The 25,567-nt window shown below is 73.6% G+C and carries 20 protein-coding genes and 1 pseudogene; 14 read left to right on the forward strand and 7 right to left on the reverse strand.

All coding sequences use genetic code 11. The features are described 5' to 3' along the window. The first annotated feature begins 60 nt into the window (after nucleotides 1-60). Entirely contained in the window at nucleotides 61-567 is a 507-nt protein-coding gene (locus OG470_RS05060) for an inorganic diphosphatase (protein WP_328421261.1), read from the forward strand. A gap of 31 nt (nucleotides 568-598) precedes the next feature. Here the strand turns inward: OG470_RS05060 and eccD are convergent, their stop codons facing one another. After that, on the reverse strand, nucleotides 599-2,002 hold the full coding sequence (gene eccD, locus OG470_RS05065) for a type VII secretion integral membrane protein EccD (protein WP_328421263.1): 1,404 nt from the start codon (nucleotides 2,000-2,002) through the stop codon (nucleotides 599-601). 101 nt (nucleotides 2,003-2,103) lie between these two features. Between eccD and eccCa the strand changes: the two are divergent. The 4 genes and pseudogenes from eccCa to OG470_RS05085 all read left to right on the forward strand — a co-directional run bounded on the left by eccCa (nucleotide 2,104) and on the right by OG470_RS05085 (nucleotide 8,955). Continuing rightward, nucleotides 2,104-5,948, forward strand: a pseudogene (gene eccCa, locus OG470_RS05070) (type VII secretion protein EccCa). A gap of 76 nt (nucleotides 5,949-6,024) precedes the next feature. Then, nucleotides 6,025-7,365, forward strand: coding sequence for a type VII secretion-associated serine protease mycosin (mycP, locus tag OG470_RS05075; RefSeq protein ID WP_328421265.1), 1,341 nt, complete (start codon nucleotides 6,025-6,027; stop codon nucleotides 7,363-7,365). Nucleotides 7,366-7,418: 53 nt separating this feature from the next. Further along, complete coding sequence (locus tag OG470_RS05080; RefSeq protein WP_328421268.1) at nucleotides 7,419-8,210, forward strand: phosphatase PAP2 family protein; 792 nt, start codon at nucleotides 7,419-7,421, stop codon at nucleotides 8,208-8,210. Nucleotides 8,211-8,247: 37 nt separating this feature from the next. After that, the gene (locus tag OG470_RS05085; RefSeq protein WP_328421270.1) at nucleotides 8,248-8,955 is read left to right on the forward strand and encodes a phosphatase PAP2 family protein; all 708 of its coding nucleotides are present in this window, start codon (nucleotides 8,248-8,250) and stop codon (nucleotides 8,953-8,955) included. Nucleotides 8,956-8,967: 12 nt separating this feature from the next. Here the strand turns inward: OG470_RS05085 and OG470_RS05090 are convergent, their stop codons facing one another. The 6 genes from OG470_RS05090 to OG470_RS05115 form a co-directional block, all read right to left on the reverse strand. Next, the gene (locus OG470_RS05090; RefSeq protein WP_328421272.1) at nucleotides 8,968-10,146 is read right to left on the reverse strand and encodes a MarP family serine protease; all 1,179 of its coding nucleotides are present in this window, start codon (nucleotides 10,144-10,146) and stop codon (nucleotides 8,968-8,970) included. A gap of 63 nt (nucleotides 10,147-10,209) precedes the next feature. After that, on the reverse strand, nucleotides 10,210-10,902 hold the full coding sequence (locus OG470_RS05095) for an NUDIX hydrolase (protein ID WP_328421274.1): 693 nt from the start codon (nucleotides 10,900-10,902) through the stop codon (nucleotides 10,210-10,212). Further along, complete coding sequence (locus OG470_RS05100; protein WP_328421276.1) at nucleotides 10,899-11,510, reverse strand: TlpA family protein disulfide reductase; 612 nt, start codon at nucleotides 11,508-11,510, stop codon at nucleotides 10,899-10,901. Before OG470_RS05100 ends, OG470_RS05095 begins: the two co-directional genes overlap by 4 nt. Beyond that, nucleotides 11,507-12,295 (reverse strand): endonuclease III, encoded by a 789-nt coding sequence (gene nth / locus OG470_RS05105; RefSeq protein WP_328421278.1) that lies wholly within the window; start codon nucleotides 12,293-12,295, stop codon nucleotides 11,507-11,509. Before nth ends, OG470_RS05100 begins: the two co-directional genes overlap by 4 nt. Nucleotides 12,296-12,335: 40 nt before the next feature. After that, nucleotides 12,336-13,514, reverse strand: a complete 1,179-nt coding sequence (locus OG470_RS05110; protein WP_328421280.1) for a CapA family protein — start codon at nucleotides 13,512-13,514, stop codon at nucleotides 12,336-12,338. A 56-nt stretch (nucleotides 13,515-13,570) separates the two neighbouring features. Then, complete coding sequence (locus tag OG470_RS05115) at nucleotides 13,571-14,233, reverse strand: adenosylcobinamide amidohydrolase (RefSeq protein ID WP_328421282.1); 663 nt, start codon at nucleotides 14,231-14,233, stop codon at nucleotides 13,571-13,573. 143 nt (nucleotides 14,234-14,376) lie between these two features. Between OG470_RS05115 and OG470_RS05120 the strand changes: the two genes are divergently transcribed. From OG470_RS05120 to OG470_RS05160, 9 genes are all read left to right on the forward strand, one after another. Beyond that, a complete protein-coding gene (locus OG470_RS05120; protein ID WP_007466162.1) occupies nucleotides 14,377-15,054 on the forward strand; it encodes a Crp/Fnr family transcriptional regulator in 678 nt (225 codons plus the stop codon). A gap of 137 nt (nucleotides 15,055-15,191) precedes the next feature. Next, on the forward strand, nucleotides 15,192-15,935 hold the full coding sequence (locus tag OG470_RS05125; RefSeq protein WP_328421284.1) for a metallophosphoesterase family protein: 744 nt from the start codon (nucleotides 15,192-15,194) through the stop codon (nucleotides 15,933-15,935). A 462-nt stretch (nucleotides 15,936-16,397) separates the two neighbouring features. After that, the gene (locus tag OG470_RS05130; protein ID WP_328421286.1) at nucleotides 16,398-17,003 is read left to right on the forward strand and encodes a TetR/AcrR family transcriptional regulator; all 606 of its coding nucleotides are present in this window, start codon (nucleotides 16,398-16,400) and stop codon (nucleotides 17,001-17,003) included. A gap of 39 nt (nucleotides 17,004-17,042) precedes the next feature. Then, nucleotides 17,043-17,849, forward strand: a complete 807-nt coding sequence (locus OG470_RS05135) for a TIGR03084 family metal-binding protein (protein ID WP_328421288.1) — start codon at nucleotides 17,043-17,045, stop codon at nucleotides 17,847-17,849. Continuing rightward, entirely contained in the window at nucleotides 17,846-19,558 is a 1,713-nt protein-coding gene (locus OG470_RS05140) for an acyclic terpene utilization AtuA family protein (protein WP_328421290.1), read from the forward strand. The genes OG470_RS05135 and OG470_RS05140 overlap by 4 nt, the downstream gene beginning before the upstream one ends. Then, on the forward strand, nucleotides 19,555-20,751 hold the full coding sequence (locus OG470_RS05145) for an acyl-CoA dehydrogenase family protein (protein WP_328421292.1): 1,197 nt from the start codon (nucleotides 19,555-19,557) through the stop codon (nucleotides 20,749-20,751). The genes OG470_RS05140 and OG470_RS05145 overlap by 4 nt, the downstream gene beginning before the upstream one ends. Next, entirely contained in the window at nucleotides 20,748-22,349 is a 1,602-nt protein-coding gene (locus OG470_RS05150) for an acyl-CoA carboxylase subunit beta (protein WP_328421294.1), read from the forward strand. Before OG470_RS05145 ends, OG470_RS05150 begins: the two co-directional genes overlap by 4 nt. Nucleotides 22,350-22,363: 14 nt before the next feature. After that, entirely contained in the window at nucleotides 22,364-24,388 is a 2,025-nt protein-coding gene (locus OG470_RS05155; RefSeq protein WP_328421296.1) for an acetyl/propionyl/methylcrotonyl-CoA carboxylase subunit alpha, read from the forward strand. Continuing rightward, nucleotides 24,385-25,548, forward strand: a complete 1,164-nt coding sequence (locus OG470_RS05160) for an acyl-CoA dehydrogenase family protein (RefSeq protein ID WP_328421298.1) — start codon at nucleotides 24,385-24,387, stop codon at nucleotides 25,546-25,548. The genes OG470_RS05155 and OG470_RS05160 overlap by 4 nt, the downstream gene beginning before the upstream one ends. Nucleotides 25,549-25,567: the final 19 nt, after the last annotated feature.

Raw genomic sequence — 25,567 nt, forward strand, 5'->3', positions numbered from 1 at the left:
TGTCCGGGGGGCCGCCAGTGGTTTCCGTTAGCCAGCGTGGGCAGACGAGGGAGCGTGCAGATGGATTTCGACGTGACGGTTGAGATCCCCAAAGGTCACCGGAACAAGTACGAGGTGGACCACGCGACCGGCCGGATCCGGCTGGACCGCACCCTCTTCACGTCCACCCAGTACCCGGCCGACTACGGGTTCATCGAGGGCACGCTGGGCGAGGACGGCGACCCGCTCGACGCTCTCGTGCTGGTGCCCGAGCCGACCTTCCCGGGCTGCCTGATCCGCTGCCGCACCATCGGCATGTTCCGGATGACGGACGAAAAGGGCGGCGACGACAAGGTGCTCTGCGTGCCCTACGAGGACCCGCGCCAGGAGCACCTGCGCGACATCCACCACCTGGGCGAGTTCGACCGGCTGGAGATCCAGCACTTCTTCGAGGTGTACAAGGACCTGGAGCCCGGCAAGTCGGTGGAGGGCGCGACCTGGGTCGGCCGCACCGAGGCCGAGGCCGAGATCCACGCCTCCTACCAGCGGGCCAGGGACGCCGAGGCACGCGGCGAAGCCGCCCACTGACGATCGCTGACACGCCGGGCCCGGGAGCCGCTCAACCGAGCAGGCCCCGGGCCCGGTCGTACAGGTCGAGCACCGCGCAGGCGACCGGCACCACGGCGACCACCAGCGCCGTGTCGGTGAGATCGGCGACCCTGCCCACGTACGGCGAGACCGGCCGGCGGGCGTACCCGGTGCCGGCCGCGACGGCCACCAGGGCCAGCGCCGCCCCACCGAGGACCAGCGCCAGCCGCCCGGCGTCGTCGGCCCGGCCGACCAGCACCGCTCCCAGGATCGCGTAACCGGCCAGCCCGGCGAGCACCGGCGGCACCCGGTGCCGCAGCGCCACGAACAGCCGTGACCGCAGCAGCAGCACGGCCGAGACGACCGCCACCAGCACCCGGCCGGCCGTCCCGCCTGCCACCCCGAGCACCGCCGCCGTGGCCACCGCCAGCAGGGCGTGCCCGAGCAGCATCCCGGTGAGCATCTCCTCGGTGCGCGTCACCGCCGCCTGCACCCGGCCCCGGTCCGGCAGGTCCCGGGCCTGCTCCGGCTCCGCAGTGGGGGCCGTGGCCGGCAGGGTGATCGGCGGCAACGGCAGCTTGCCCAACCGGATGGCCAGCAGCGGGATCACCCCGACGGCGAACACCAGCGCGCTGAGCAGCACCGCGGCCGTGCCGGCCGGGGTCAGCACCAGCCCGCCGAGCGCCGCACCCACACCGATCAGGCCGACCGTGACGCCGGCCACGAAGACCCGCAGCCGGCTGGCCACGCCGAGCAGCCCGAGCAACGCGACCAGCAGCAGCGCCACCGAGCCGGCCAGCAGCTCGGGGGCGCCCACCCAGCGCGCCGGGCCGAGTGGCCCGACCGGATCGCCCGAGCCGACCGCGAGGGCGCCAGCCACGAACGCGTACGGCAGGGCGTAGCCACCGAGCGTCGCCCCGGCGGTGCCGTCGCCGTTGGCCCGGGACGCGACCGTGCCAGCCACGGTCAGCAGCAGCGCCACCACGGCCGCCGCCAGCCAGCCCACCCGGTGCGCCGGGCCGCCGGTGAGCAGGGCGAGCAGCCCGACGGCGAGCGGGACCGCGGCGCCGGCCAGGCCGGCCGCACGGGTGGCCGCGGGCGACCAGGCCCCGCCGCGGCGACGGGCGCCGTCGGCGATCGCCTCCACCACGTCGTCGTACTCCAGCTCGGGCCAGTGGGCGCGGGCCGGCACCAGGTGTAGCACCTCACCGTCGCGGACCCCCTGCGGCAGCAGCGCCTGGGCGGTCGCCAGCAGTGCTCCGTCCGTGCGGCGCAGCACCCAGCCGCCGTGCCGCTCGCCGTCGTCGGCAAGCCCTTCACCGGCGTGCCGGAGCACGTCGGGCAGCAGCTCGGCGAGGGGCACCTGCTCCGGCAGGGCAACGTCCACCCGCCGTTGCGGCGCGCTGATGGTGACGCGGGCCAGCCCGGTTGTCATCGACTGATCTCCATATCGAGGGGGATCGGAGGCTGCGCGGACGACAGGACTTTACCTACCATGAGCCAGGCTCGGGTTACCCAGCGCTGTCAGGAGGCCGAGTGTCCACCGTCGTCATCAAGCGCCCGCCCCGCCGGCCGGCACCGGAGATTCCGGCCGGCGAACTGCCGGTCGAGGCACCACCGGAGATCCCCGCGGTGACCGGCGGGCGCTGGCAGCAAATGCTCATGCTGCTGCCCATGCTCGGCGGCACGGTGGCGATGGCGATGATGTTCGGCCGGGGCGGCGGCGCCTACTCGTACGTGGTGGGCGGGATGTTCGGGCTCTCCTCGTTGGCGATGCTGGTGACCTTCTGGGGCAGCGCCTCGGGCACGCCGAAGAAGTCCGAGATGATGGCCGCCCGCCGGGAGTACCTGCGCCACCTGGCCACGCTACGTCGACGGGTCCGGCAGACCGCCGGGCAGCAGCGGGCCGGGCTCTACTACCGACACCCGGACCCGGGCCGGTTGTGGTCGACGGTGGACAGCCACCGGGTCTGGGAGCGGCGCCCCGCCGACCCGGACTTCGCGGTGGTACGGGTCGCCGTCGGGCCGCAGACACTGGCCACCCCGCTCGTTCCTCCGGTCACCCGGCCGCTGGAGGAGCTGGAGCCGATGACCGCCGGCGCGTTGCGCCGCTTCCTGGACGCGTACTCCGTGGTGCCGGACCTGCCGGTGGCGCTGTCACTGCGCAGCTTCGCCCGGGTGCACGTGCGGACCGCCGGCCGCACCGGCGGTGGCACCGGCCCGACCACCGGCGGGCCACCCACCGGCGACCCGGCGGCGCAGGCGCTGGTCCGGGCCGTGCTGACCCAGCTGGCCGTCTTCCACGCCCCCGACGAGCTGCTGGTCGCCATCTGCGCCGGGCCGGAACGCCGGGCCGGCTGGGAGTGGGTGAAGTGGCTCCCACACGCCCACCATCCCGGACGCACCGACGCACTCGGCCCGGTACGTCTGGTCACCAGCTCCGCCGCCGAGCTGGAACGGCTGCTGGGCGACGTGCTGGCAAGCCGGTCCCGGTTCAGCCCGGCCGGCCCGGCCACCGACGGGCCGCACGTGGTGGTGGTCCTCGACGGTGGCGACCTCACCGGTGCCACCGACCTGACCGGCGACGGCGGCATCGACGCGGTCACCGTCCTGGACCTGGACACTCCACCGCCGCGCCTGCTCGACCGGTACGCGCTGCTGCTGGAGCTGCGCGGCCGGCGGCTGCACTCCTGGTCGGCCGAGGGGCATGCCGAGGTGGGCAGCGCCGACCAGCTCGACCCCGCCGACGCCGAGGCGGTCGCCCGACGGTTGGCGCCGCTGCGGCTGGCCGGCGCGGCTCGCGGCCCGGACGCCCCGCTCCAGGCCGAGCTGGGCCTGCCCGAGCTGCTCGGCCTCGGTGACCCGGAGAGCTTCACCGCCGAGCAGGGTTGGGCGCCGCGCTCGGCGCGGGACCGGCTGCGGGTGCCGATCGGGGTGGGCGCCGACGGTGGGGCCATCGAGCTGGACCTCAAGGAATCCGCCCAGGACGGGATGGGCCCGCACGGCCTGCTCATCGGGGCTACCGGCTCCGGCAAGTCCGAGCTGCTCCGCACGCTGGTGCTGGGGCTGGCCGCCACGCACAGCTCCGAGCAGCTCAACTTCGTACTGGTCGACTTCAAGGGCGGCGCCACCTTCGCCTCGTTCGACCGGCTGCCGCACACCGCCGCCGTGATCACCAACCTGGCCGACGCGCTGCCCCTGGTCGATCTGCGACGAGTTCTCCGAGCTGCTCTCCGCCAAGCCCGACTTCATCGACCTGTTCGTGCAGATCGGCCGGCTCGGCCGGTCCCTCGGCGTGCACCTGCTGCTGGCCAGCCAGCGCCTGGAGGAGGGGCGGCTACGGGGGCTGGACACCCACCTGTCGTACCGGATCGGGCTACGCACCTTCTCCGCGTTGGAGTCGCGCACCGTGCTCGGGGTGCCGGACGCGCACGAGCTGCCCCGCTCACCGGGCCACGGCTACCTGCGCGCCGGCACCGACCCGCTGGCCCGGTTCAAGGCCGCGTACGTCTCCGGGGCGATCCACCGCCGCGCCGCGGCGGCCGGTGTGACCGCCGGCGGCGGCGCCCGCCTGCTCACCTTCACCACCCACGTCGTGCCGGTGCCCGAGCCGGCCACGCCGGCCCTGCCCGTCGTGGCCGAGGAGGACGGCGGCCGGGAGACCCTGCTCGACCTGCTGGTCGACCGGCTCGTCGGGCAGGGGCCGCCCGCGCATCAGGTCTGGCTCCCGCCGCTCGGCCAGCCGCCCGCACTGGACGAGCTGCTCGGCCCGGTCGAGGTCGACCCGGCGCGCGGGCTCACCGTGGGCAACCCCGAGCTGCACGGCGCGCTCGGGGTGCCGGTGGCCGTGGTGGACAAGCCGCTGGAGCAGCGCCGCGACCTGCTCTGGCTGGCGCTGGACGGCGCGGCCGGGCACGTGGCGGTGGTGGGTGCGCCGCAGAGCGGCAAGTCCACCGCGCTGCGCACGCTGATCTGCGCGCTGGCGCTCACCCACACCCCGGCCGAGGTGCAGGTCTACTGCCTCGACTTCGGCGGCGGCGGCTTGGCCGCGCTGCGCGACCTGCCGCACGTGGGTGGGGTGACCGGCCGTGCCGACCCGACCGCTGTGCGGCGCACCGTCGGCGAGATGACCACCCTGCTGGCCGAGCGGGAACGCCGCTTCAACGAGCTGGGCGTGGAGTCGATGGCCGCGTACCGGCAGCGCCGGGCCGCAGCGGGGACGGCCAACCGGCCGGGCGCCGACCCGTTCGGCGACGTGTTCCTGGTGATCGACGGCTGGAGCACCGTCCGCGGTGAGTACGACGACCTGGAGCCGCTGGTCACCGACCTGGCCACCCGGGGCCTCGTACGGGCTGCACGTGGTCGCCACGGCGCTGCGCTGGCTGGACTTCCGCCCGGCGATCCGGGATCTGTTCGGTTCCCGGCTGGAGCTACGCCTCGGCGACCCCGCCGACTCGCTGGTGGCCCGGCGGGCGGCCGCGAACGTGCCGGAGCGCTCCGGTCGGGGGGTGACCGCGGAGAGCCTGCACTTCCTCACCGCACTGCCTCAGCTCGCCGCCGCCAGCGGTGACACCGCCGACCTGGTCAAACGGGTCGCCGGCAGTTGGCCAGGTCCACCGGCGCCCCGGGTCCGGCTGCTACCGCCGGTGCTGCCGTACGCCGACCTGGACCTCGCCGCGACGACCGGGCTGCGGCTGCCGATCGGGATCGCCGAGGCGGACCTGCGCCCGGTGGTGCTCGACTTCGCCACCGAGTCACATTTCGTGGTCTTCGGGGACGCGGAGTGCGGCAAGTCGTCGTTCCTGCGCGCGCTGGCCACCTCGATCATCACCCGGTTCACCCCGGAGCAGGCCCGGGTGATCCTGGTCGACTACCGACGCAGCCTGCTCGGCGCCATCGAGACGCCGCACCTGATCGGTTACGGCACCGCCGCGGCGCACACCGCCGACCTGGTCGAGTCGGCCGCCGGCTACCTGGAGCGGCGTGCCCCCGGGCCGGAGGTCACACCGCAGCAGCTGCGCGACCAGTCCTGGTGGTCCGGACCGGAGCTGTTCGTGCTGGTGGACGACTACGACCTGGTGGCGGCCGGGCCTGCGAACCCGTTGCGGGCACTGGAGGAGCACCTGCCGCACGCCCGCGACGTCGGGCTGCACCTGGTGCTTGCCCGCCGCTCCGGCGGAGCGGGCCGGGCCCAGTACGAGCCGATCGTGCAGCGGCTGCGGGAGCTTTCCACCGCCGGTCTGGTGATGGCGGGCAGCCCCGAGGAGGGCGCACTTGTCGGGCCGGTCCGGCCCGGGCCGCTGCCACCTGGTCGTGGTCGGTTGGTCACCCGGCGGGAGGGCGTACGCCTCGTCCAGCTCGCCCAGCTGCCGCCGCCGTGACCCTTGTCTTAGCGGTTCCTCCCGTGACAGGTGGGGAAACCGGTAATCTCCGATCGTCATGGTTTCGTCGGGATGAATGGCTGAGGATGTGACTGGGGTTCGGCACAGCTGTCCGGCAGCGGCCCGACGGGCGACCGGCCGGGTGCTGCTCGGTGTGGCGGCAGCGCTTGCCGTCGTGGCCCCGGCCGCAGCCGCCGTGCCCGCCGCCGTGCCCACCGCAGGCGGCCAGCTCGCTGGCGCGTCGGTGGCGTTCGCCCCCGGTGACAGCGTGGCCCGCAGTGACCAGGTCCGCGACGAGCAGTGGCAGCTCGACGAGCTGCGCGCCGAGACGGCGTGGCGCAGCTCGACCGGGCGTGGCGTGACCGTCGCGGTGGTCGACTCCGGAGTGGACGCCAGCCATCCCGACCTGACCGGCCAGGTGCTGCCCGGTCTCGACCTGGTGGGCCCCGCTGGCGGCGCCGGTCCGGATCCGGTAGGCCACGGCACGACCGTCGCCGGCCTGATCGCCGGGCGGAAAGACGACAAGCGGGGTGTGGTCGGCCTGGCGCCGGACGCCCGGATCCTGCCGGTACGGGTGCTCGACGACGAAAACCGCTACGACGACGCGCTCATCGTGGCCAAGGGAGTGCGCTGGGCGGTCGACAACGGCGCCCGCGTGATCAACCTGTCGTTGGGCGGCAGCGGCGACAGCCCGGCCCTGGCCGCGGCGCTGGACTACGCGTTCGCCCGGGACGTGGTGGTGGTCGCCTGCACCGGCAACCTGGCCACCTCCAGCAACTCCAAGGTCTGGTACCCAGCCCGCGAGCCGGGCGTGATCGCGGTAGCCGGCCTGGAACGTAGCAGCGACAATCTCTGGTCCGGGTCGATCACCGGCCGGGCGACGGTGCTCACCGCCCCCGCCACCGGGTTGGTCGGCGCCAAACCAACCGACGGGTACTGGCGGGTACAGGGCACCAGCTTCGCGGCGCCGCTGGTGACCGCCACCGCCGCGTTGGTCCGGTCCCGCTACCCCCGGATGCCCGCCGGCGAGGTGGTCAACCGGTTGCTGGCCACCGCACGTGACCTCGGCCCGACCGGCCGGGACGACCGCTTCGGGTACGGGGTGGTGGATCCGGTGGCCGCGCTGACCGCGCAGGTGCCGCCGGTGACCGCCAACCCGTTGGACGACCTGACGTCGCCGGGCGTGGTCGGCTTCGGCCCCGCCCCCGGTTCCGCTGACGACGACCCGGTGACCGGCGCCGGCAGCGACCCGCTCGGCCTCACCGCACCCCGGCAGCAGACCCGGTGGACGGCCCGGCCGGCGGGCGCGCAGGACGACTCGGCGCCGGAGCAGCTGTGGACCGGAGCCGCGCTCTTCGTCGCCCTGGTCACCGGAGCGGCGTTGATGGTGCGGCAGTTCCGCCGGCGCGCCCGCTGATCCGGTCGGTGCGGCAGGCCTGACCCCACCGTCGGTGGGGTAGAACCGTCGGCATGAGCACGCCCGGCCCGCGCACCCTGGCCCCCGCCGACACCCCGTCCTGGCGGCAGCGCCGCCTCGACCCGGACCATTCGCTGGGCCTGCGGCTGACCCTGGCCGCCATGGCGGCGTTCCTGGTGCTCGTGCCGTTCGCGCTGCTCGCCCTGCTGGTGCTCGGGGCCTGGCCGCCGCTGCGCCGACTGGACACGACGGTCACCGACGCGCTGCACGGCTATGCGCTCGACCATTCAGCCTGGGTCACGCTGATGCGGGGCTGGACCGAGGTCTTCGGGCCGATGCCGCTGCGGGCCGTCGCCCTGCTCGTGGTGATCTGGCTGCTGCGCCGGGGAGCCCGCCGGCTGGCCCTCTGGGTGACCACCACGATGGTGGTGGGCGGGTTGATGGGCCCGCTGCTCAAGCTGCTCGTCGGCCGGGACCGGCCGGAGCTGCTGGACCCGGTCGCGCGGGCCGCCGGCTACTCGTTCCCCTCCGGGCACGCGCTGAACGCCACCCTGGCCGCCGGGGTGCTGCTGCTGGTGTTCCTGCCGTACGCGGGGCGCGGGGCGTGGCGGGTCGGGCTCTGGATCGCCGCGGTGCTGCTGACCGTGGTGACCGGGCTGAGCCGGGTGGCACTCGGCGTGCACTTCGCCAGCGACGTGTTCGGCGGTTGGCTGCTCGGTGCGGCGGTGGTCGCGGCGACCACGGCCGCGTTCACCAGTTGGCGGGCGCACACCGGGCTGCGTCCCGTCCGGCCGACCCGCGACGGCGTCGCGCCGGAGGTGGAACGGCACCCCGGAGAGGCCTGAGGCGTGGCGACCACGGCGACAGGGTATTGGGCGGCCCATGTCCGAGACCGTGGTCCAGATCGCCCGGCGGGTGCTGCTGCCGGTGTCCCTCCTGCTCGGCGTCATGGTGTTGCTCGGGGTGCTGGTCACCCGGGTGTTCGCCCACACCTGGCCGTTGTCCGTGGAGGACGCGGTCAACCGGGAACTCGCCGCCGAGCGCACCGGCGGCTGGAACGACGTGTCGCTGGTGTTCAGCACACTGGCCAGCACCCAGATGATCGTCGTGGTCACCGTGCTGGTGGCGCTGGGGCTGCGGCTCTGGTTGGGCCGCTGGCGGGAGCCGCTGTTCCTGTGCGCGGCGGTGACCGCCCAGGCGCTGGTGTTCCTGCTGACCACGCTGGCGATCGACCGGCACCGCCCGGCGGTGGAGCACATGGACGTCTCACCGCCCACGTCCAGCTTCCCGTCCGGGCACACCTCGGCGGCGGTGGCGCTCTACGTCGGCATCGCCGTGCTGCTGGCGCTGCGGGCGCGGAGCACCGGCGCGAAGGTGGCCTGGTGGACGCTGTTGCTGGTGGTGCCGCTCGGCGTGGCGATGACCCGGATGTACCGGGGAATGCACCACCCGAGCGATGTGGTGGCGTCCTTCCTCAACGGTGGCACCTGCGTCGCGATCATGGCTCGCGCGGTGCTGGACCGGGGAGTGCGGTGGGGGCGGGCGAAGCTACCGGCCGCGGGCCGACCCGCCACGCCAGCCCGGAGCTGACCCGCGCGGCGGTCAGGTGCACTCGCCGGTGCCGACGCCCCGGGTGCGTTCGGCGCCGGCGAGCGCCACCGGGCGGGCCTCGGCCGCGGTCACCGCGAAGCCGGTGTTCGGGTCGTCGGCCGCCGCCGCGAAGATGACGCCAAGCACCAGGCCGTTGGCGGACACCAGCGGTCCGCCGGAGTTGCCGCTGCGGACCAGCGCCCGGATCGTGTAGATCTCTCGGCTGACGTCGCCGGAGGAGTAGATGTCCGGTCCCTTGATCCGGTCGACGTCGCGGATCCGCGCCGACTGTGCGTTGTACGGGCCGTCGAGCGGGAAGCCCAGCACGATGGCGTCGGAGCCGCTGCCCGCGTTGCCGGCGGCGAACCGCAGCGACGGGCCGGGCATCCCGGGCACGTGCAGCACGGCCAGGTCGCGCTCCGGGTCGTAGACCACCACCTGACCGTCGTACCGATCGCCGCCGAGCTCGACCGCCACCGAGCGGGTGCCGGCGACCACGTGCGCGTTGGTCATCACCCGGTCGTCGGCGTACACGAAACCGGAGCCCTCGATCCGGCGCGAGCAACTGGGGGCGGAGCCGAGCACCTTGACCACCGACCGCTGGCCGTTGACCACCACCTGGGAGCCGGCCAGCGCCGGGTCGGGCGGTTCGACCTGCCGGGCCCGGGTGGGTGCGAGGTCGCCGAAGACGTCCGGGAAGCCGTTGGTGTCGACGGTTTCCCGCAGTGCGGTGGAGAGCTGCTGGGCCTGGTCCGGTAGGACCCGGTCCACCACTGTGATCAGCGCGCTGTTGCGTACCGAGGCGGCCAGCCAGGGCAGCGAGGACGACCCGAGCGGCACGGCGACCAGCCAGGCGACCAGCAGCACCGCGAAGAGCGAGACGAACGCCCCGCCGACGTCGTCGACCCGCCTGCCCACCTCACTGGTGATCGTCTTGCGTAGGTGCGAGCCGACCCAGCCGGCCAGCGCCTGACCGACCACGGCCAGCCCGAAGACCACGACCAGTGAGATCAGCACCCGGGTGCCGCTGTCCACGAACTGTCGGGCGAGCAGCGGCCCGAGCTGGAGGCCCAGCAACGCGCCCAGGAAGAAGCCGGAGAACGACAGGATTCCGATGACGAAGCCCTGGCGGTATCCGCTGATCGCGAACACGAGCATGAGCAGCAGCAGGACGAGATCCACGGCGGACACGGGTCAAGCGTACGGGCCGCACGCCCGGCAGATGACCATCGCTCGCTGAAGGTGACCGCGCGGTCAGCGCAGGGCGGTCTCGTCGACCTCGTCGGTGCCGGCTGACGGCGCGGGGGTCGCCCCGGTCGGCGGCAGCTCGACCACCCGGCTGCGCGGCCACGGGCGGGCCCACCCGCCCATCTCCAGCAGGGTGGCCAGCACCCCGGCGGTGAAGCCCCACACCAGCATGCCGCGCGCCGAGAACGCCGGCCCGATCCAGCCGCTGGGGTGGCGGACCCGCATCCGGTTGGCCGGGTCGACCAGCTCGCTGACCGGCAGCCGGGCCACGTGCGCCACCTCGGCGGGCTCCCGGGGGTGCACCGGGTGCGGGTCGTGCCACCAGGCCAGCACCGGGGTGACCACGAAGTCGCTGACCGGGATCCACAGCTTCGGCAACTCGGCCAGCACCGTCACGCTGGCCGGGTCGAGGCCGACCTCTTCGTTCGCCTCGCGCAGGGCGGTGGCGCGGACGTCGGCGTCCTCCGGGTCGGCCGCGCCTCCGGGGAAGGCCGGCTGGCCGGCGTGGTTGCGCAGGGTGGCGGCGCGTTGCAGGACCAGCACGTCGGGGCCGGCGCCGGGCTGCTCGCCGAGCAGCACCAGCACGGCGCTCTCCCGGCCTCCCTCGGCCGGGGTGGTCAGTCGGGTGAAGTCCTCGGCGCGGGCGGTGCCCAGCCGGGATAGCAGAGGCTCGATCCAGTCGGGCGGTCGGTGGGTCACGCCGGCACCGTCAGACCGAGGTGTTGGTGGACCAGCTCGGCGAGCCGGGCATCGTCGAGCGCGCCGCTGGCGTCGACGTGGCGGATCCGCCCCTGCGCGTCGACGAAGAGGGTCAGCGGGATCGCGTTGCGCTTCAGCTCCCGTTGCAGCGCTTCGCCCTGGTCCACCAGGATCGGGAACCGGACGCCGAAGTCCTCCCCGATGGACTGGGCGCCGCCGCGGCTGTCCCGGCTGTTCACCCCGACCACCTGGAGCCGGCCGTCGGCCCGCTCGCTGAGCCGCTGGAAGGCGGGCAGCTCTTTGCGGCACGGCGGGCACCAGGAGGCCCACACGTTGATCACCGCCGGCCCGGCCACGTCCCGCAGAGCGACCGGTGCGCCGCCGGTGAAGCAGGCCAGGGTCAGCTCCGGCAGTGCCTCCCCGCCCGAGGCGGGTGCTGCCGCGTCCGCGGCGGACGTGGGTGCTGTGCTCAGCTCGGCGCAGTCGTCGAATGGCGACGGGCGCTCAGCGGCCGCCGGCCGGGGTGCGGGGTCGTCGGCCGTGCCGTCGGTGCAACCGGCGACGACCAGCAGCAGCGGCAGGAGCAGCAGAGTGAGGCGCCGGTTCACGGCACCTCCGCGGCGACCGCCTGGGCGGGCACCAGCGCCGGGTCGACCCCGGCCGCCGCCGCCAGGTCACGTGCCCGGGGGCCCTTGAGCAGCTTGGCGGCAGCGGCCGGATCGGTCGGGCCGGTGCCGTACGAGGGGCAGAGCTTGGCCAGCGTGCACGCGCCGCAGGCCGGCTTGCGGGCGTGGCAGACCCGCCGACCGTGGAAGATGATCCGGTGCGACAGCATGGTCCAGTCGCGCTTGTCGTACAGCGCGCCGACCGCGTGCTCGATCTTGACCGGGTCAGTCTCGGTGGTCAGCCGCCACCGGTGCACCAGCCGCTGGAAGTGCGTGTCGACGGTGATGCCCGGGACGTCGAAGGCGTTGCCCAGGATGACGTTGGCGGTCTTGCGCCCGATCCCGGGCAGCGTCACCAGGTCGGCGAGCCGGCCGGGCACCTGGCCGTCGTACCGGTCGAGGAGTGCCTGCCCGAGGTGGAGCAACGAGTTGGTCTTGTTGCGGTAGAAGCCGGTGGGCCGGATCAGCTCCTCCATCTCGCCCCGGTCGGCGCCGGCGTAGGCGGCGGCGGTCGGGTAGCGGGCGAAGAGCTTCGGGGTGACCTCGTTGACCTTCTTGTCCGTGCACTGCGCGGAGAGGATGGTGGCGACGGCCAGCTCCAGCGGGGTGGAGTGGTCCAGCTCACAGTGCGCGTCGGGGTGCGTCTCGGCCAGCACCCGGCCGATCTTTCGGGCGCGGCGTTTGCGCCCGAGGTCGGTCTCGCTGGCGCCGGGTGGGCTACTGGTCACGACGGTCAGCCTACGTCGCACCCCGGACGTTCCCGCCGGGTCAGCCGCCGGTCGGCGGCGAGATCTTCCCCTGCCCGTCGAACCGGGCGCCGTCCTTCGGGAAGTCGCTGCGACTCAACTCGGTGACCAGACCCAGGCCCCGGTCGTCCGGGTCCATCGTCGGCTTGCCGGCCGAGTTCATGTACGTCGAGGTGAACGAGCCGCCGGCCCAGGTGCCGTCGGGCTTGAGCGACACCTTGAGCACACCGCCCCAGCCGAGCCGGCCGGTGTTGCTCAGCGAGTTGCCGCCACCAGCGAAGTTGCCCAGGCTGTACGCGATCAGGCGCCCCTGGTAGAACTCCATCCCGCGCAGCACGTGCGGCCCGTGGCCGACGATCAGATCCGCCCCGGCGTCGATCATGGCGTGCGAGAACTTCACCGGGTCGCCCCGGTTCTCACCCAGGAACATCTCGGTGCCCGGCTTCACCCGGGTCTTGTCCGCTCCCTCGCCACCCATGTGCACCTGCACCACGACCAGATCGGCCAGGGTGGCGGCCTTGGCGACCACCGCCTTCGCCTTGGCGATGTCGACCAGGCTGTTGGACCAGACGTACGACGAGAAGCCGGCCACGGCGACCTTGACGCCCTTGACGTCGACCACGGTGATCTGGTCCGGGGCGCCGGTGTGCTCCAGGTCGTACTTCTCCAGCGCCTTCTGGGTGTTCTCGTAACCCTTCGGGCCGTAGTCGTAGCCGTGGTTGTTGGCCTGGTTGAGCACGTCGAAGCCGGCGTCCCGCAGGTGTGCGGCGTACTCCGGTGGGGCCCGGAACTGGAAGCAGCGGGTGGAGTTGGCCCCGCACTTGCCGGTGCCGGTGTCCACCGTCAGCGGCTCCTCCAGGTTGCCCATCACCAGGTCGGCCTTGAGCGCCCCGGTTACCGAGGTGAAGAAGCCCTTCCCACCGGCGGCGGGCAGTCGGCTCGGGGCGTTGCCCATGATGATGTCGCCGGTGGCGGAGAGCGAGATGGCGGCGTCCCCGCCGGAGGCCGAGGGATCCCCGCTGGCCTTCGGGCCGGCCGTGGCCACCGGAGCGCCGGTGCCACCGCCGCCGGCACCCGGCTGCCAGACCGGGGACTCCCCGGAGTCGGCGCAGCCGGCGACGAGCAGGGCAGCCAGCAGCGCGGCGACGCCGAGGGCGACACGGCGGCGCGGGCGGGGCGCGAGGGAGGCGGGAGCGTACATCGTCCGCGACCCTACCGGGCCGTAAACGCGCCGACGAGGGCCGATCGGTCGGAAGTTCAGCCGGTCAGCCGGTCCGACCAGGGCACGACCGGCCGGTCGCCACCGGCGAGCACCGCTGCGTGCACCGCCCGGGCCAGCGGGGCACCCCAGTTGGAGCGCGGTCCGCCGTACGCCGCCTCCGGCCCGTCCACCGGGCAGAGGACGGTGACCGCGTCGGTCGGGGTACCGGTTCCCGGCAGCCCCAGCTCGCTGATCGCCTGGGCCTTCGCCTCGGTCGCGGTGGCCACCGCGTTGACCAGAGCCGAGTCGGCGAGCCGCGCCGGCACGTACACCACGATGTTGACCGTGCCGACCCGCTGGGTGAGCGCGGCCGGAACCGGCGCGGCGGCCAGCACCGGGGTGCCGAGCCCGACGGTCGCCCAGGCCCGCACCCCGGTGTCGGTCCGGGCAACCACCTCGGTCACATCAACGCCGGTCAGCAGGCCCACCCCGGGGCCGTCGAGGGCCAGGTCGGCGGCGAGTGCGGCCAGGTGCCCGGCGGGGTCGTCCCGGTCGTACGACATGGGCACGGTCGCGTTCAGCACCCATTGCCGGATGCCGATGCCGCCGCCGAGCGGGCCGCTGCTGACCGCCCGCAGCGGGCTGTCGGCGCGCCACACCAGCAGCGGGATGTCCCGCCCGTCTTCGGCTCGGCTGGTCAGGATTGGCTCGGTCAGCACGTCGGGCAGGTTACGCCCACCGACCAAGATTCCAGGGGCGACCTCTGATTCGTGCTCACGTGCGCCTAGACTTGGCGGCGCGCGAGGGGATCAGCGGACGGCGGACCCGGCCGACGGACGGCACGCGTAAGCGGAGGTGCGCGATGGACGAGGTACTGGCCCGCAGCGGGATCTTCCAGGGTGTAGACCCGGAAGCTGCCGAGGCGCTCGCCAAAGAGATGGAGACGATCGAGGTCCGCAAGGGCGAGATCGTCTTCAATGAGGGCGAGCCCGGTGACAGCCTCTATATCCTGCTGTCCGGGAAGATCAAGGTTGGCCGCCGCGCGGCGGACGGCCGGCAGAACCTGATCGCGGTGATGGGCCCGTCGGACATGGTCGGTGAGCTGTCGCTCTTCGACCCGGGTCCGCGTACGGCGACCGCCACCGCGGTGACCGACACCCGGCTGGTGCGACTGCGCAAGCAGGCGCTGCGGCCGTGGCTGAACAACCGTCCGGAGATCGCCGAGCAGTTGCTCCGGGTGCTCGCCCGGCGGCTGCGCCGGACCAACGACTCGCTCGCCGACCTGATCTTCACGGACGTGCCGGGTCGGGTCGCCAAGAACCTGCTCCAGATGGCCGGCCGGTTCGGCACCCGGGACGGCGGCGTGCTGCGGGTGACCCACGACCTCACCCAGGAGGAGATCGCCCAGCTCGTCGGCGCCTCCCGGGAGACGGTCAACAAGGCGCTGGCCGACTTCGCCTCGCGCGGCTGGCTGCGCCTGGACGGCAAGAGCATCATCATCCTCGACCCGGAGCGCCTGGCCCGTCGCGCCCGCGTCTGAGTAGCACGTCCCGTCCCCGCCCACCGTCTCCGACGGTGGGCGGGGACGTTTCGTTGTGGACCCGCCCACCGCCCGTCTCTCTCTGCCCGGCGCAGAATCGCTGGACTCGGCGCTTCGCCCGCCGCCAGGGTGGAGCTATGTTGAACCGGGTTGCTGTGCTGTCCGACATCCATGGGGTGCTACCCGCGCTGGAGGCGGTGCTGGCCGAGCCGGACGTTGCCGCCGCCGACCTCATCGTGCTCACCGGCGACATCGCGGCCGGCCCGCAGCCGGTCGAGGTGCTGGACGTGCTCGCCGGCCTCGGCGACCGGGTCTGCTGGGTCGGCGGCAACGCGGACCGCGAACTGGTCGAGGCGCGGAAAGGCAGTCCCGCGTCGATCGAGGTGTCGAACTGGGCCGCCGAGCAGCTCCGCGATGACCACCTCACGCGGCTGGCCGCGCTGCCGCTGACGGTGACCCTGGAGATCGACGGTCTGGGCCTGGTGCTCTTCTGCCACGCCACTCCTCGGGACGACGAGGAGGTCGTGCTCGTCGACACCCGGATGGAGCGCTGGGCGGAGGCCTTCGCCGCACTGCCGGACGAGGTGACGACGGTGGTCTGCGGCCACACCCATATGCCGTTCACTCGGCTGGTCGACCGCCGCCTGGTGGTGAACGCCGGCAGCATCGGCATGCCGTACGGCGGGGCGGGCGCGTGGTGGACGCTGCTCGGGCCGGGCGTGCAGCTGCGCCGCACGAACTTCGACGTGGACCTCGCCTGCGCCCGGGTGACCGCCGACTCCACCTTCCCCGACGCCGCCGCCTGGGTCGATGAGTACCTGCGCTCCGAGCACAGCGACGCCGAGGCCCTGGCCGTCTTCGCCCCACGCGACGGCCGCTGACACGCAGCTTCGGCCACGGCCGCCACCGCGCCCGCAGGCCCGGGCCTGCCGGGGGCGGGCCGGGCCTGCCGGGGGCGGGCCGGGCCTGCCGGGGGCGGGGACCACCCTCGCTGCCTGTCGAGCTGCCCCAGATCTGAGACCGTCCCGAACCGCACGGCACCCGACCCGGCACCCGAGCTGCGCGGCATCCCACCGGGCACCCGAACCGGCACCCCGGCTGCGCGGCATCCCACCGGGCACCCCGGCACCCAAGGCGGTGCTGGCAGTGGCGCTCTGTGCCGGGCTGCGCCTGTCGGAGCTGCTGCGCGGAACGTGGCGTGAGGAGGCTGCCCCAAATATGGGGCAACTCGACAGGGACCTGGAAGCACGGACACCGGCCGGCGCGTCCAGGAGCTACGTCCGCCACCGGGAACAGAAAAAATCAGTCTTGACTGTTTGTTTCGTAAGCCGCAGGCTGTCCCCGTGTCCACCGCACCGACGCGCGTCCCTCAGCAGAAGCGCAGCCGAGCCACCCAGGCCCGGCTGCTGGAGGCGACCGTCGACTGCCTGATCGAGCACGGCTGGTCCGGCACCACCACCACCGTCGTCGCGGCCCGGGCCGGCGTCTCACGCGGTGCTCAGCTACACCATTACCCCACCAAAGCCGCGCTGGTCACGGCCGCCGTCGCCCACCTGGCCGAGCGCCGGGCCGATGAGCTGCGCACCGAGGCGGAGGCGCTGCCCGCCGGGCCGCAGCGGCTGGACCGGGTGATCGATCTGCTCGCCGCCGCGTTCACCGGGCCGCTCTTCGTCGCCGCGCTCGAACTGTGGGTCGCCGCCCGCACCGACCGGGAGCTTCGGGACGCCCTGGTGCCACTGGAGGCGACGGTCGGCCGGGAGATGCACCGACTCACCGTCGCCCTGCTCGGCGTCGACGAGCGCCGTCCCGGCGTCCGCGAGGCGGTGCAGGCCACCCTCGACCTGCTGCGCGGGCTCGGGGTGGCCAACCTGCTCAGCGACGACTCGGCCCGCCGCACCGCCCTGCTCGCCACCTGGAAACGCCAGCTCGCCACCCTGCTCACGCCCTGACCTGCCGCCCGCTGCCGGGCCGCCCTGACCGGAGGCACCATGGTCGACCTCAAGGATCTACTCGCGGATCTGGCCGACGAGTCCGATCAGCTGGACGCACTGGTGAGCCCGCTGCCGACGGTCGACTGGGCGCAGCCGACCCCCGCACCGGGCTGGAGCATCGGGCACCAGATCGCCCACCTCGCCTGGACCGACCACGTGGCGCTGCTGGCCGCCACCGACGCGGCGGCCTTCTTCGCGACGGTGACCGCCGCACCGGACCCGGCCCGACTGGTCGACCACGGTGCGGAGCAGTTCCTCGCGCCACCGCCCGAGTTGCTCGCCCGTTGGCGCGCCGGCCGAACGGCGCTCGCCGCCGCGCTGGCCGCCGTCCCGATCGGTGCGAAGCTGCCCTGGTACGGCACGCAAATGTCGGCCACCTCGATGGCGACGGCCCGGATCATGGAGACCTGGGCGCACGGCGAGGACGTGGCCGACGCGCTCGGCGTCGTCCGCCCCGCCAGCGACCGGCTCCGACACGTGGCGCACCTCGGCGTGCGTACCCTCGGGCACGGCTTCGCCGCGCACGGCCGGCCGGCACCGACGGCGCAGGTCCGGGTCGAGTTGACCGGGCCCGGCGGCGACACGTGGAGCTGGGGTCCGGCGGACGCCGCCGACCGGCTGACCGGTCCGGCCCGGGACTTCTGCCTCCTGGTCACCCAGCGCCGACACCGCGCCGACACCGCCCTGCTGGCCAGCGGCCCGGTCGTCGACGAGTGGCTCGACGTGGCGCAGGCATTCGCCGGCCCGCCGGGCGCTGGCCGCGACCCGGCCGCGCCCACCGCTGGGAACGGAGTGCGGGCATGATCCGAATCGGCAACGCCTCCGGCTTCTACGGCGACCGGTTCACCGCTTGGCGGGAGATGCTCGACGGCGGCGAGCTGGACGTGCTGACCGGCGACTACCTGGCCGAGCTGACCATGCTGATCCTCGGTCGGGACCGGCTGCGCGACCCCGACCTCGGCTACGCGAAGACCTTCCTGCGGCAGCTGGAGACCTGCCTCGGCACCGCCCTCGACCGGGGGGTGCGGATCGTGACCAACGCCGGTGGGCTGAACCCCGCCGGCCTGGCCGCCGCCATCGAACGGCTCGCCGACCGGCTGGGCCTGCCGGCCCAGGTCGGGTACGTCGCGGGCGACACGATCGAGCGGCCCGACGCGCTGACCGCGAACGCCTACCTGGGGGCGTTCGGGATCGCCGCCTGCCTCGACGGCGGGGCGGACGTGGTGGTCACCGGCCGCGTCACCGACGCGTCGCTGGTGGTCGGCCCGGCCATCGCCCGGTACGGATGGAGCCGCGACGACCTGGAACAGTTGGCCGGGGCGACCGTCGCGGGGCACCTCATCGAGTGCGGCGCGCAGGTCACCGGGGGCAACTTCAGCTTCTTCACCGAGCTGCCCGACGGTGGACGCCGGCCTGGCTTCCCGATCGCCGAGGTGCACCCGGACGGCTCCACGGTGCTGACCAAGCATCCGGGCACCGGCGGCGCGGTCACCGTCGAGACGGTCACCGCCCAACTGCTCTACGAGATCGGCGGGCCGGCGTACCTGGGGCCGGACGTGGTCACCCGGCTGGACACCGTGACGCTGCGCCCCGACGGGCCGGACCGGGTCCTGGTCTCCGGCGTCCACGGCACCCCACCGCCGGCGACGCTGAAGGTGGGCGTCAACAACCTCGGTGGTTTCCGCAACTCGATGACCTTCGTGCTCTGCGGGCTGGACGTCGAGGCGAAGGCAGCGCTGGTCCGCGGCCAGGTCGAGGAGGCGGTGGGCAAGGACGGGCTGGAGTTCGTGCTGGCCCGGACCGACCACCCGGACGCCGTCGACACCGAGGCGGCCAGCGCCCTGCTCCACGTACACCTGCGCGACAGCGACCGGACGCGGGCCGGTCGGGCCTTCTCGGCCGCCGCCGTCGAACTGGCGCTGGCCTCCTACCCGGGCTGCACGCTGACCACCCTGCCCGGCGATGCGGCGCCGTACGGCGTCTTCACCGCCGACACCGCGCCGCAGGATGCCGTGTCGCACGTGGCGGTGCTGCCCGGCGGCGAACGGGTGCCGATCGCCCCACCGATCCGCACCGTCGCTCCGCCCGCGCCGGAAACCGAGACGTCACCGGGTGGCGGGGCGGCCGCGGTCGAGGGTCCGACCCGGCGGGGAGCCCTCGGCGACGTGGTCGGCGCGCGCTCCGGGGACAAGGGCGGGGACGCCAACCTCGGCGTCTGGGCGCGCTCCGACGCCGGGTACGCCTGGCTGCGCGAGTGGTTGAGCGTCGAACGGCTGGCGGAACTGCTGCCGGAGACCGATTCGCTGGCCGTGCATCGGTACGAGCTGCCGAACCTGCGCGCGGTCAACTTCGTGATCGAGGGACTGCTCGGGGCGGGGGTGGCCGCGTCCACCCGGTTCGACCCGCAGGCCAAGGCACTCGGTGAGCTGCTGCGCTCCCGGATCGTCGACCTGCCGGTCAACGTGCCGACCGGCCCGGCGGCATCGGCCGGCACGGGCGAGGAGGCGCCATGAGCATCGTGGACACCCCGGAGCGGCGGCAACTGCGCGAGCTGACGCGCGCCTTCGTGACCCGCGAGGTGCTGCCGCATCTCGACGAGTGGGAACGCGCCGGTGAGGTGCCCCGGGCACTGCACGCCACCGCCGCGAAGCTCGGCCTGCTCGGCATCAGCTTCCCCGAGTCGGTCGGCGGCAGCGGCGGTGATCTGCTCGACTCGATCATCGTGACCGAGGAGCTGATCCGCTCCGGCGGCTCGTCCGGCCTGGTCGCCGCGCTATTCACGCACGGCATCGCGTTGCCACACATGGTCGCGGCAGCCGGCGTCCACCCCGGCGGCTCGCTGGGCGGCCGGCTCGGCGGCACGACGACGCCCGGCGCCGACGACCTGGTCGAGCGGTACGTCCGGCCCACCCTGGCCGGCACGATGATCGGCGCGCTGGCGATCACCGAGCCGGACGGCGGCTCGGACGTGGCCGGGATCCGCACCACCGCCCGCCGCGACGGCGACCACTACGTGGTGAACGGGTCGAAGACGTACATCACCAGCGGGCACCGGGCCGACTTCGTGACCACGGCGGTCTGCACCGAATTTCCGGGTAGCGGCGAACTCACCCTGCTAGTGATCGACAAGGGCACGCCCGGCTTCACCGTGGGCCGCCGGTTGGAGAAGCTCGGCTGGCACTGCTCCGACACCGCCGAACTCTCCTTCGTGGACGTACGGGTGCCGGTGGCGAACCGGATCGGCGCGGAGAACACCGGCTTCCTGGCGATCATGCAGCACTTCGCGGCGGAGCGGCTCTCGCTGGCCACCCAGGCGTACGCCACCGCGCAGCGCTGTGTCGAGCTGGCCGTGCGCTGGTGCCGGGACCGGGAGACCTTCGGGCGGCCGCTGGCCAGCCGGCAGTTGGTCCGGCACCGGCTGGCCGAGATGCACACCCGCGCCGAGGCGGCCCGGTCGTACGTGCACGAGGTGGCCGCCCGGGTGGCGGCCGGGGAGCCGGTGGTGACCGAGGTGGCGATGGCCAAGAACATGGCGGTGGCCGCCTGCGACCAGGTCGTCGACCAGGCGTTGCAGTTGCACGGTGGCTTCGGCTACCTCCGCGACGCCGAGGTGGAGCGGCACTACCGGGACGCCCGGATCCTCGGCATCGGCGGCGGCACCACCGAGATCATGAATGAGATCATCGCGAAGGGGATGGGGCTGTGAGCGTTCTGGACAGTGCGATCGACCCGTCCGCACCGGGGCCTGCGGCGAACCGGGCGGCGCTGCTGGACCGGCTGACCGAACTGGACGCCGCGCTGGACCAGGCCCGGGCCGGCGGCGGCGAGAAGTACGTGACCCGGCACCACTCCCGCGGCAAGCTGCTCCCCCGGGAGCGGATCGAGCTGCTGGTGGACGCCGACAGCCCGTTCCTGGAGCTGTCGCCGGTCGCCGCGTTCGGCACGGACTTCCCGGTTGGTGCCAGCGTGGTCACCGGCATCGGGGTGGTCGAGGGCGTGGAGTGCCTGATCATCGCCAACGACCCGACGGTACGTGGCGGCGCGGTCAACCCGTGGTCGCTGGCGAAGACCCGGCGGGCCGGCGAGATCGCGCTGGCCAACCGGCTGCCGATGGTCAACCTGGTCGAGTCGGCCGGGGCGGACCTGCCGACCCAGGCGGAGATCTTCATCCCGGGCGGTCGGGTGTTCCGCGACCTGACCCGGCTCTCCGCGGCGGGCATCCCCACGGTCAGCGTGGTCTTCGGCAACGCCACGGCCGGTGGCGCGTACGTGCCGGGGATGTCCGACCACGTGATCATGATCCGGGACCGTTCGCAGGTCTACCTGGCCGGGCCGCCGCTGGTGAAGATGGCGACCGGTGAGGTCACCGACGACGAGTCGCTGGGCGGAGCGGCGATGCACGCCGGCACGTCCGGGCTCGCCGACTACCTGGCCGAGGACGAGCGGGACGGCATCCGGCTGGCCCGGCAGTGTGTCCGCCGTTTGAACTGGCGCAAGCAGGGCCCGCCGCCGCGTACGGCCGTCCCGCAGCCGCCGAAGTACGACCCGGAGGAGCTGCTCGGCATCGCGAGCGCCGACCTCAAGGTGCCGTTCGACCCGCGTGAGGTGCTGGCCCGGATCCTGGACGGCAGCGACTTCGACGAGTTCAAGCCGGCGTACGGGGATGCGCTGGTCACCGGCTGGGGCGAGCTGCACGGTTACCCGGTGGGCGTGCTGGCCAACGCCCGGGGGGTGCTGTTCAGCGAGGAGGCGCAGAAGGCGGCGCAGTTCATCCAGCTCGCGAACGTCGCCGACACCCCGCTGATCTTCCTGCAGAACACCACCGGCTACATGGTCGGCACCGAGTACGAGCAGCGCGGCATCATCAAGCACGGCGCACTGATGATCAACGCGGTCTCCAACTCGACGGTGCCGCACCTGACGGTGAACCTCGGCGCCTCGTACGGGGCCGGCAACTACGGCATGTGCGGCCGGGCGTACGAGCCGAGGTTCCTGTTCACCTGGCCGAACGCGAAGTCGGCGGTGATGGGCCCGGCGCAGCTCGCCGGGGTGCTCTCCATCGTGGCTCGGCAGGCCGCCGCCGCCCAGGGGCGCGACTACGACGAGGAGTCCGACGCGGCGATGCGGATGATGGTCGAGCAGCAGATCGAGTCGCAGTCCGGCGCGCTCTTCCTCTCCGGCCGGCTCTACGACGACGGGGTGATCGACCCTCGGGACACCCGGACCGTCCTCGGGCTCTGCCTGTCGGCGATCCACAACGGGCCGGTGAAGGGCGCCGACGGCTTCGGCGTCTTCCGGATGTAGGGGGCGGAACCAACATGATCAACCGACTTCTGGTGGCCAACCGGGGGGAGATCGCGCGTCGGGTCTTCGCGACCTGCCGAGCGCTCGGCGTGGAGACGGTCGCCGTGCACTCGGACGCGGACGCCGCGTCGCCGTTCGTCCTGGAGGCCGACCAGGCGGTGAGGCTGCCGGGGAACACGCCGGCCGAGACGTACCTGCGGGTCGACCTGATCCTGGACGCGGCCCGCCGCAGCGGCGCGGACGCCGTCCACCCGGGCTACGGCTTCCTGGCCGAGAACGCCGAGTTCGCGGCGGCGGTGACCGACGCCGGGCTGATCTGGGTCGGGCCGCCGGCAAAGGTGATCGGCGCGATGGGCGACAAGTTGGCGGCGAAGGCGCTGCTCGCCGACGCGGGCGTGCCGATGCTGCCCAGCTGGACCGACACCGACGAGATCACCGACTTCCCGGTGCTGGTGAAGGCGTCCGCCGGTGGCGGCGGGCGCGGGATGCGGATCGTCCGGGACGCCGCCGGGCTGGCCGAGGCCGTCGCCTCGGCGCGCCGCGAGGCCGCTGCGGCGTTCGGCGACGGGACGGTCTTCATCGAGCGGTACGTCGAACGCGGCCGGCACGTCGAGGTGCAGATCTTCGGCGACACCCAGGGTCGGGTGGTCGCCCTCGGCGACCGGGAGTGCTCGATCCAGCGCCGGCACCAGAAGATTGTCGAGGAGGCGCCGGCGGTCGTGCCGGCGGAGGTGCGGACGGCTTTGCACGAGGCGGCGGTGGCCGCTGGTCGTGCGGTCGACTACCTGGGCGCCGGCACGGTGGAGTTCCTGCTCGCCCCGGGCGGAGAGTTCTTCTTCCTGGAGATGAACACCCGGCTCCAGGTGGAGCACCCGGTCACCGAGCTGTGCACCGGGCTGGACCTGGTCGGGCTGCAACTGCTCGTCGCCGAGGGTGAGCCGCTGCCGGCGGCGCTGCCGGCCAGCACCGGCCACGCGATCGAGGTACGCCTCTGCGCCGAGGACGCCGCAGCGAGTTGGCGGCCGGCCACCGGCACCCTGCACCGATTCGCGGTCTCCGGTGTGGTCACCGAGTTCGGCGCGCTGGCCGGGCCCGGGCTGCGGCTCGACTCGGGCGTGGTGGCCGGCTCGGTGGTCGGCGTGCACTACGACTCGATGCTCGCGAAGCTGGTCGCGTGGGGCCGGACCCGGGCCGAGGCGACCCGACTGCTGGCCACCGCGCTGGCCCGGGCCGAGCTGCACGGGTTGACGACCAACCGGGATCTGCTGGTCCGCGTGCTGCGCAGCCCCGCATTCGCCGCCGTGGAGATCGACACCGGGTTCCTGGAACGGCACCCGGAGGTCTTCGCCCCGCTGCTCCCCGCCAACCGGCTCCCGCTGGCCGCTCTCGCGGCGGCGCTCGCCTCGGCCGCCGGCCGTCGCGCCGATTCCCGGGTGCTCACCGGCTTGCCGTCGGGCTGGCGCAACGTGCCCGCCGTTCCGCAGGTCACCCGCTTCGCCGGGGCGGACGGCGAGATCGAGGTCCGCTACCGGCTGGACCGCACGGGCGGGCTCGCCGAGTGGTCCACCGACCCCGTCGCCGATCGCGCCGTGGCACTGGTTGAGGCCGCCCCGGGCCGGGTGGTGCTCGACGTCGACGGCGTGCGGCACGCGTACGGCGTACACCGGGTGGGGTCGGCGGTCTTCGTGGACGGCCCGGACGGGGCGGCGAGCCTGACCGAGCTGCCGCGTTTCCCGTTGCCCACCGCGGAGTTGGCCGCCGGGTCTCTGCTCGCGCCGCTGCCCGGCGCGGTGACCCGGGTGCACGTCCAGGTCGGCCAACGGGTCGCGGCCGGCGATCCGCTGCTCACCCTGGAAGCGATGAAGTTGGAACATCCCGTGCTCGCCCCGACCGACGGTGTCGTCGCCGAACTGCCGGTGCCGGCCGGCGGTCAGGTGCGTACCGGCGCCGTGCTGGCCGTTATCGACGGCTCCAGCTCGGTGCGTCTTGCGCCGCACCTCGACCTGGAGCAGTCGAACCCCGAGGAGGACTCCCGATGACCTTCGACCTCACCCCCGAGCAGGACCAGCTGCGCGACGCCGTGCGGGCGTTGGGCCGCCGGTACGGCCACGGCTACTTCGTCGAGAAGGCGAAGGCCGGCGAGCACACCACCGAGCTGTGGACCGAGGCCGGCCAGCTCGGCTACCTGGGGGTCAACATCCCCACCGAGTACGGCGGCGGGGGCGGCGGCATCACCGAGCTGGCCATCGTCTGCGAGGAGTTGGCGGCGGCCGGCTGTCCGTTGCTGCTGCTGGTGGTCTCCCCCGCCATCGCGGCCACCATCCTCAGCCGGCACGGCACCGAGGAGCAGCGCAAGCGGCACCTGCCCGGCCTCGCCGACGGCTCCCAGAAGATCGTCTTCGCGATCACCGAGCCGGAGGCCGGCTCCAACTTCCACCGCCTCGGCACGGTGGCCCGCCGCGACGGCGACGGGTGGCTCCTCTCCGGCCGCAAGTGCTACATCTCCGGCGTGGACGAGGCGGACCACGTGCTGGTGGTGGCCCGTACCGGGGACGCGGCGACCGGAAAGCTCAAGCCGGCGCTGTTCCTCGTGCCGACGGACGCGGCCGGGCTGACCCGGTCCAAGCTGGACATGGAGATCCTGTCCCCGGAGAACCAGTTCCTCCTCTACCTGGACGACGTACGACTGCCCGCCGACGCGTTGGTCGGCGAGTCGCTGGACGCCGGCCTGCCGGCGCTCTTCGCGGGGCTCAACCCGGAGCGGATCACCGTGGCCGCGATGGGCGCCGGCACCGGCCGGTACGCCATCGAGCGAGCCAGCGAGTACACCGCCACCCGCAAGGTGTGGGGTGGTCGGACCATCGGCTCCCACCAGGCGGTGTCCCACCCGCTGGCGCACGCGGCGGTACAGGTGGAACTGGCCCGACTGATGATCCAGAAGGCCGCCACCCTGTACGACGCCGGCCGCGACCTGGAGGCCGGGGTGGCCGGCAACATGGCCAAGTACGCCTCCGGGGAGGCTGCCGCGCTCGCCGTGGACACCGCCGTCCAGGCGCTCGGCGGGGCCGGCATGACCACCGAGTACGGGGTGGCCACCCTGCTCGGCGCGGTTCGGGCCGGCCGGATCGCCCCGGTCAGCCGGGAGATGATCCTCAACTTCGTCGCCCAGCACGTCCTCGGCCAGGACAAGTCCTACTGACCCGCCCCACCACGAGCCA

This window comes from Micromonospora sp. NBC_00389 (genome assembly GCF_036059255.1).
Lineage (GTDB): Bacteria > Actinomycetota > Actinomycetes > Mycobacteriales > Micromonosporaceae > Micromonospora.

Excerpts from the sequence above, each read along its gene's own strand:
- OG470_RS05155 (WP_328421296.1), top strand. The coding sequence starts at position 22,364 with ATGATCAACCGACTTCTGGTGGCCAACCGGGGGGAGATCGCGCGTCGG.
- mycP (WP_328421265.1), top strand. The coding sequence starts at position 6,025 with ATGGCTGAGGATGTGACTGGGGTTCGGCACAGCTGTCCGGCAGCGGCC.
- OG470_RS05085 (WP_328421270.1), top strand. The coding sequence starts at position 8,248 with ATGTCCGAGACCGTGGTCCAGATCGCCCGGCGGGTGCTGCTGCCGGTG.
- OG470_RS05135 (WP_328421288.1), top strand. The coding sequence starts at position 17,043 with ATGGTCGACCTCAAGGATCTACTCGCGGATCTGGCCGACGAGTCCGAT.
- OG470_RS05160 (WP_328421298.1), top strand. The coding sequence starts at position 24,385 with ATGACCTTCGACCTCACCCCCGAGCAGGACCAGCTGCGCGACGCCGTG.
- OG470_RS05140 (WP_328421290.1), top strand. The coding sequence starts at position 17,846 with ATGATCCGAATCGGCAACGCCTCCGGCTTCTACGGCGACCGGTTCACC.
- OG470_RS05110 (WP_328421280.1), bottom strand. The coding sequence starts at position 13,514 with ATGTACGCTCCCGCCTCCCTCGCGCCCCGCCCGCGCCGCCGTGTCGCC.
- OG470_RS05060 (WP_328421261.1), top strand. The coding sequence starts at position 61 with ATGGATTTCGACGTGACGGTTGAGATCCCCAAAGGTCACCGGAACAAG.
- eccD (WP_328421263.1), bottom strand. The coding sequence starts at position 2,002 with ATGACAACCGGGCTGGCCCGCGTCACCATCAGCGCGCCGCAACGGCGG.
- OG470_RS05125 (WP_328421284.1), top strand. The coding sequence starts at position 15,192 with ATGTTGAACCGGGTTGCTGTGCTGTCCGACATCCATGGGGTGCTACCC.
- OG470_RS05080 (WP_328421268.1), top strand. The coding sequence starts at position 7,419 with ATGAGCACGCCCGGCCCGCGCACCCTGGCCCCCGCCGACACCCCGTCC.
- OG470_RS05145 (WP_328421292.1), top strand. The coding sequence starts at position 19,555 with ATGAGCATCGTGGACACCCCGGAGCGGCGGCAACTGCGCGAGCTGACG.
- OG470_RS05120 (WP_007466162.1), top strand. The coding sequence starts at position 14,377 with ATGGACGAGGTACTGGCCCGCAGCGGGATCTTCCAGGGTGTAGACCCG.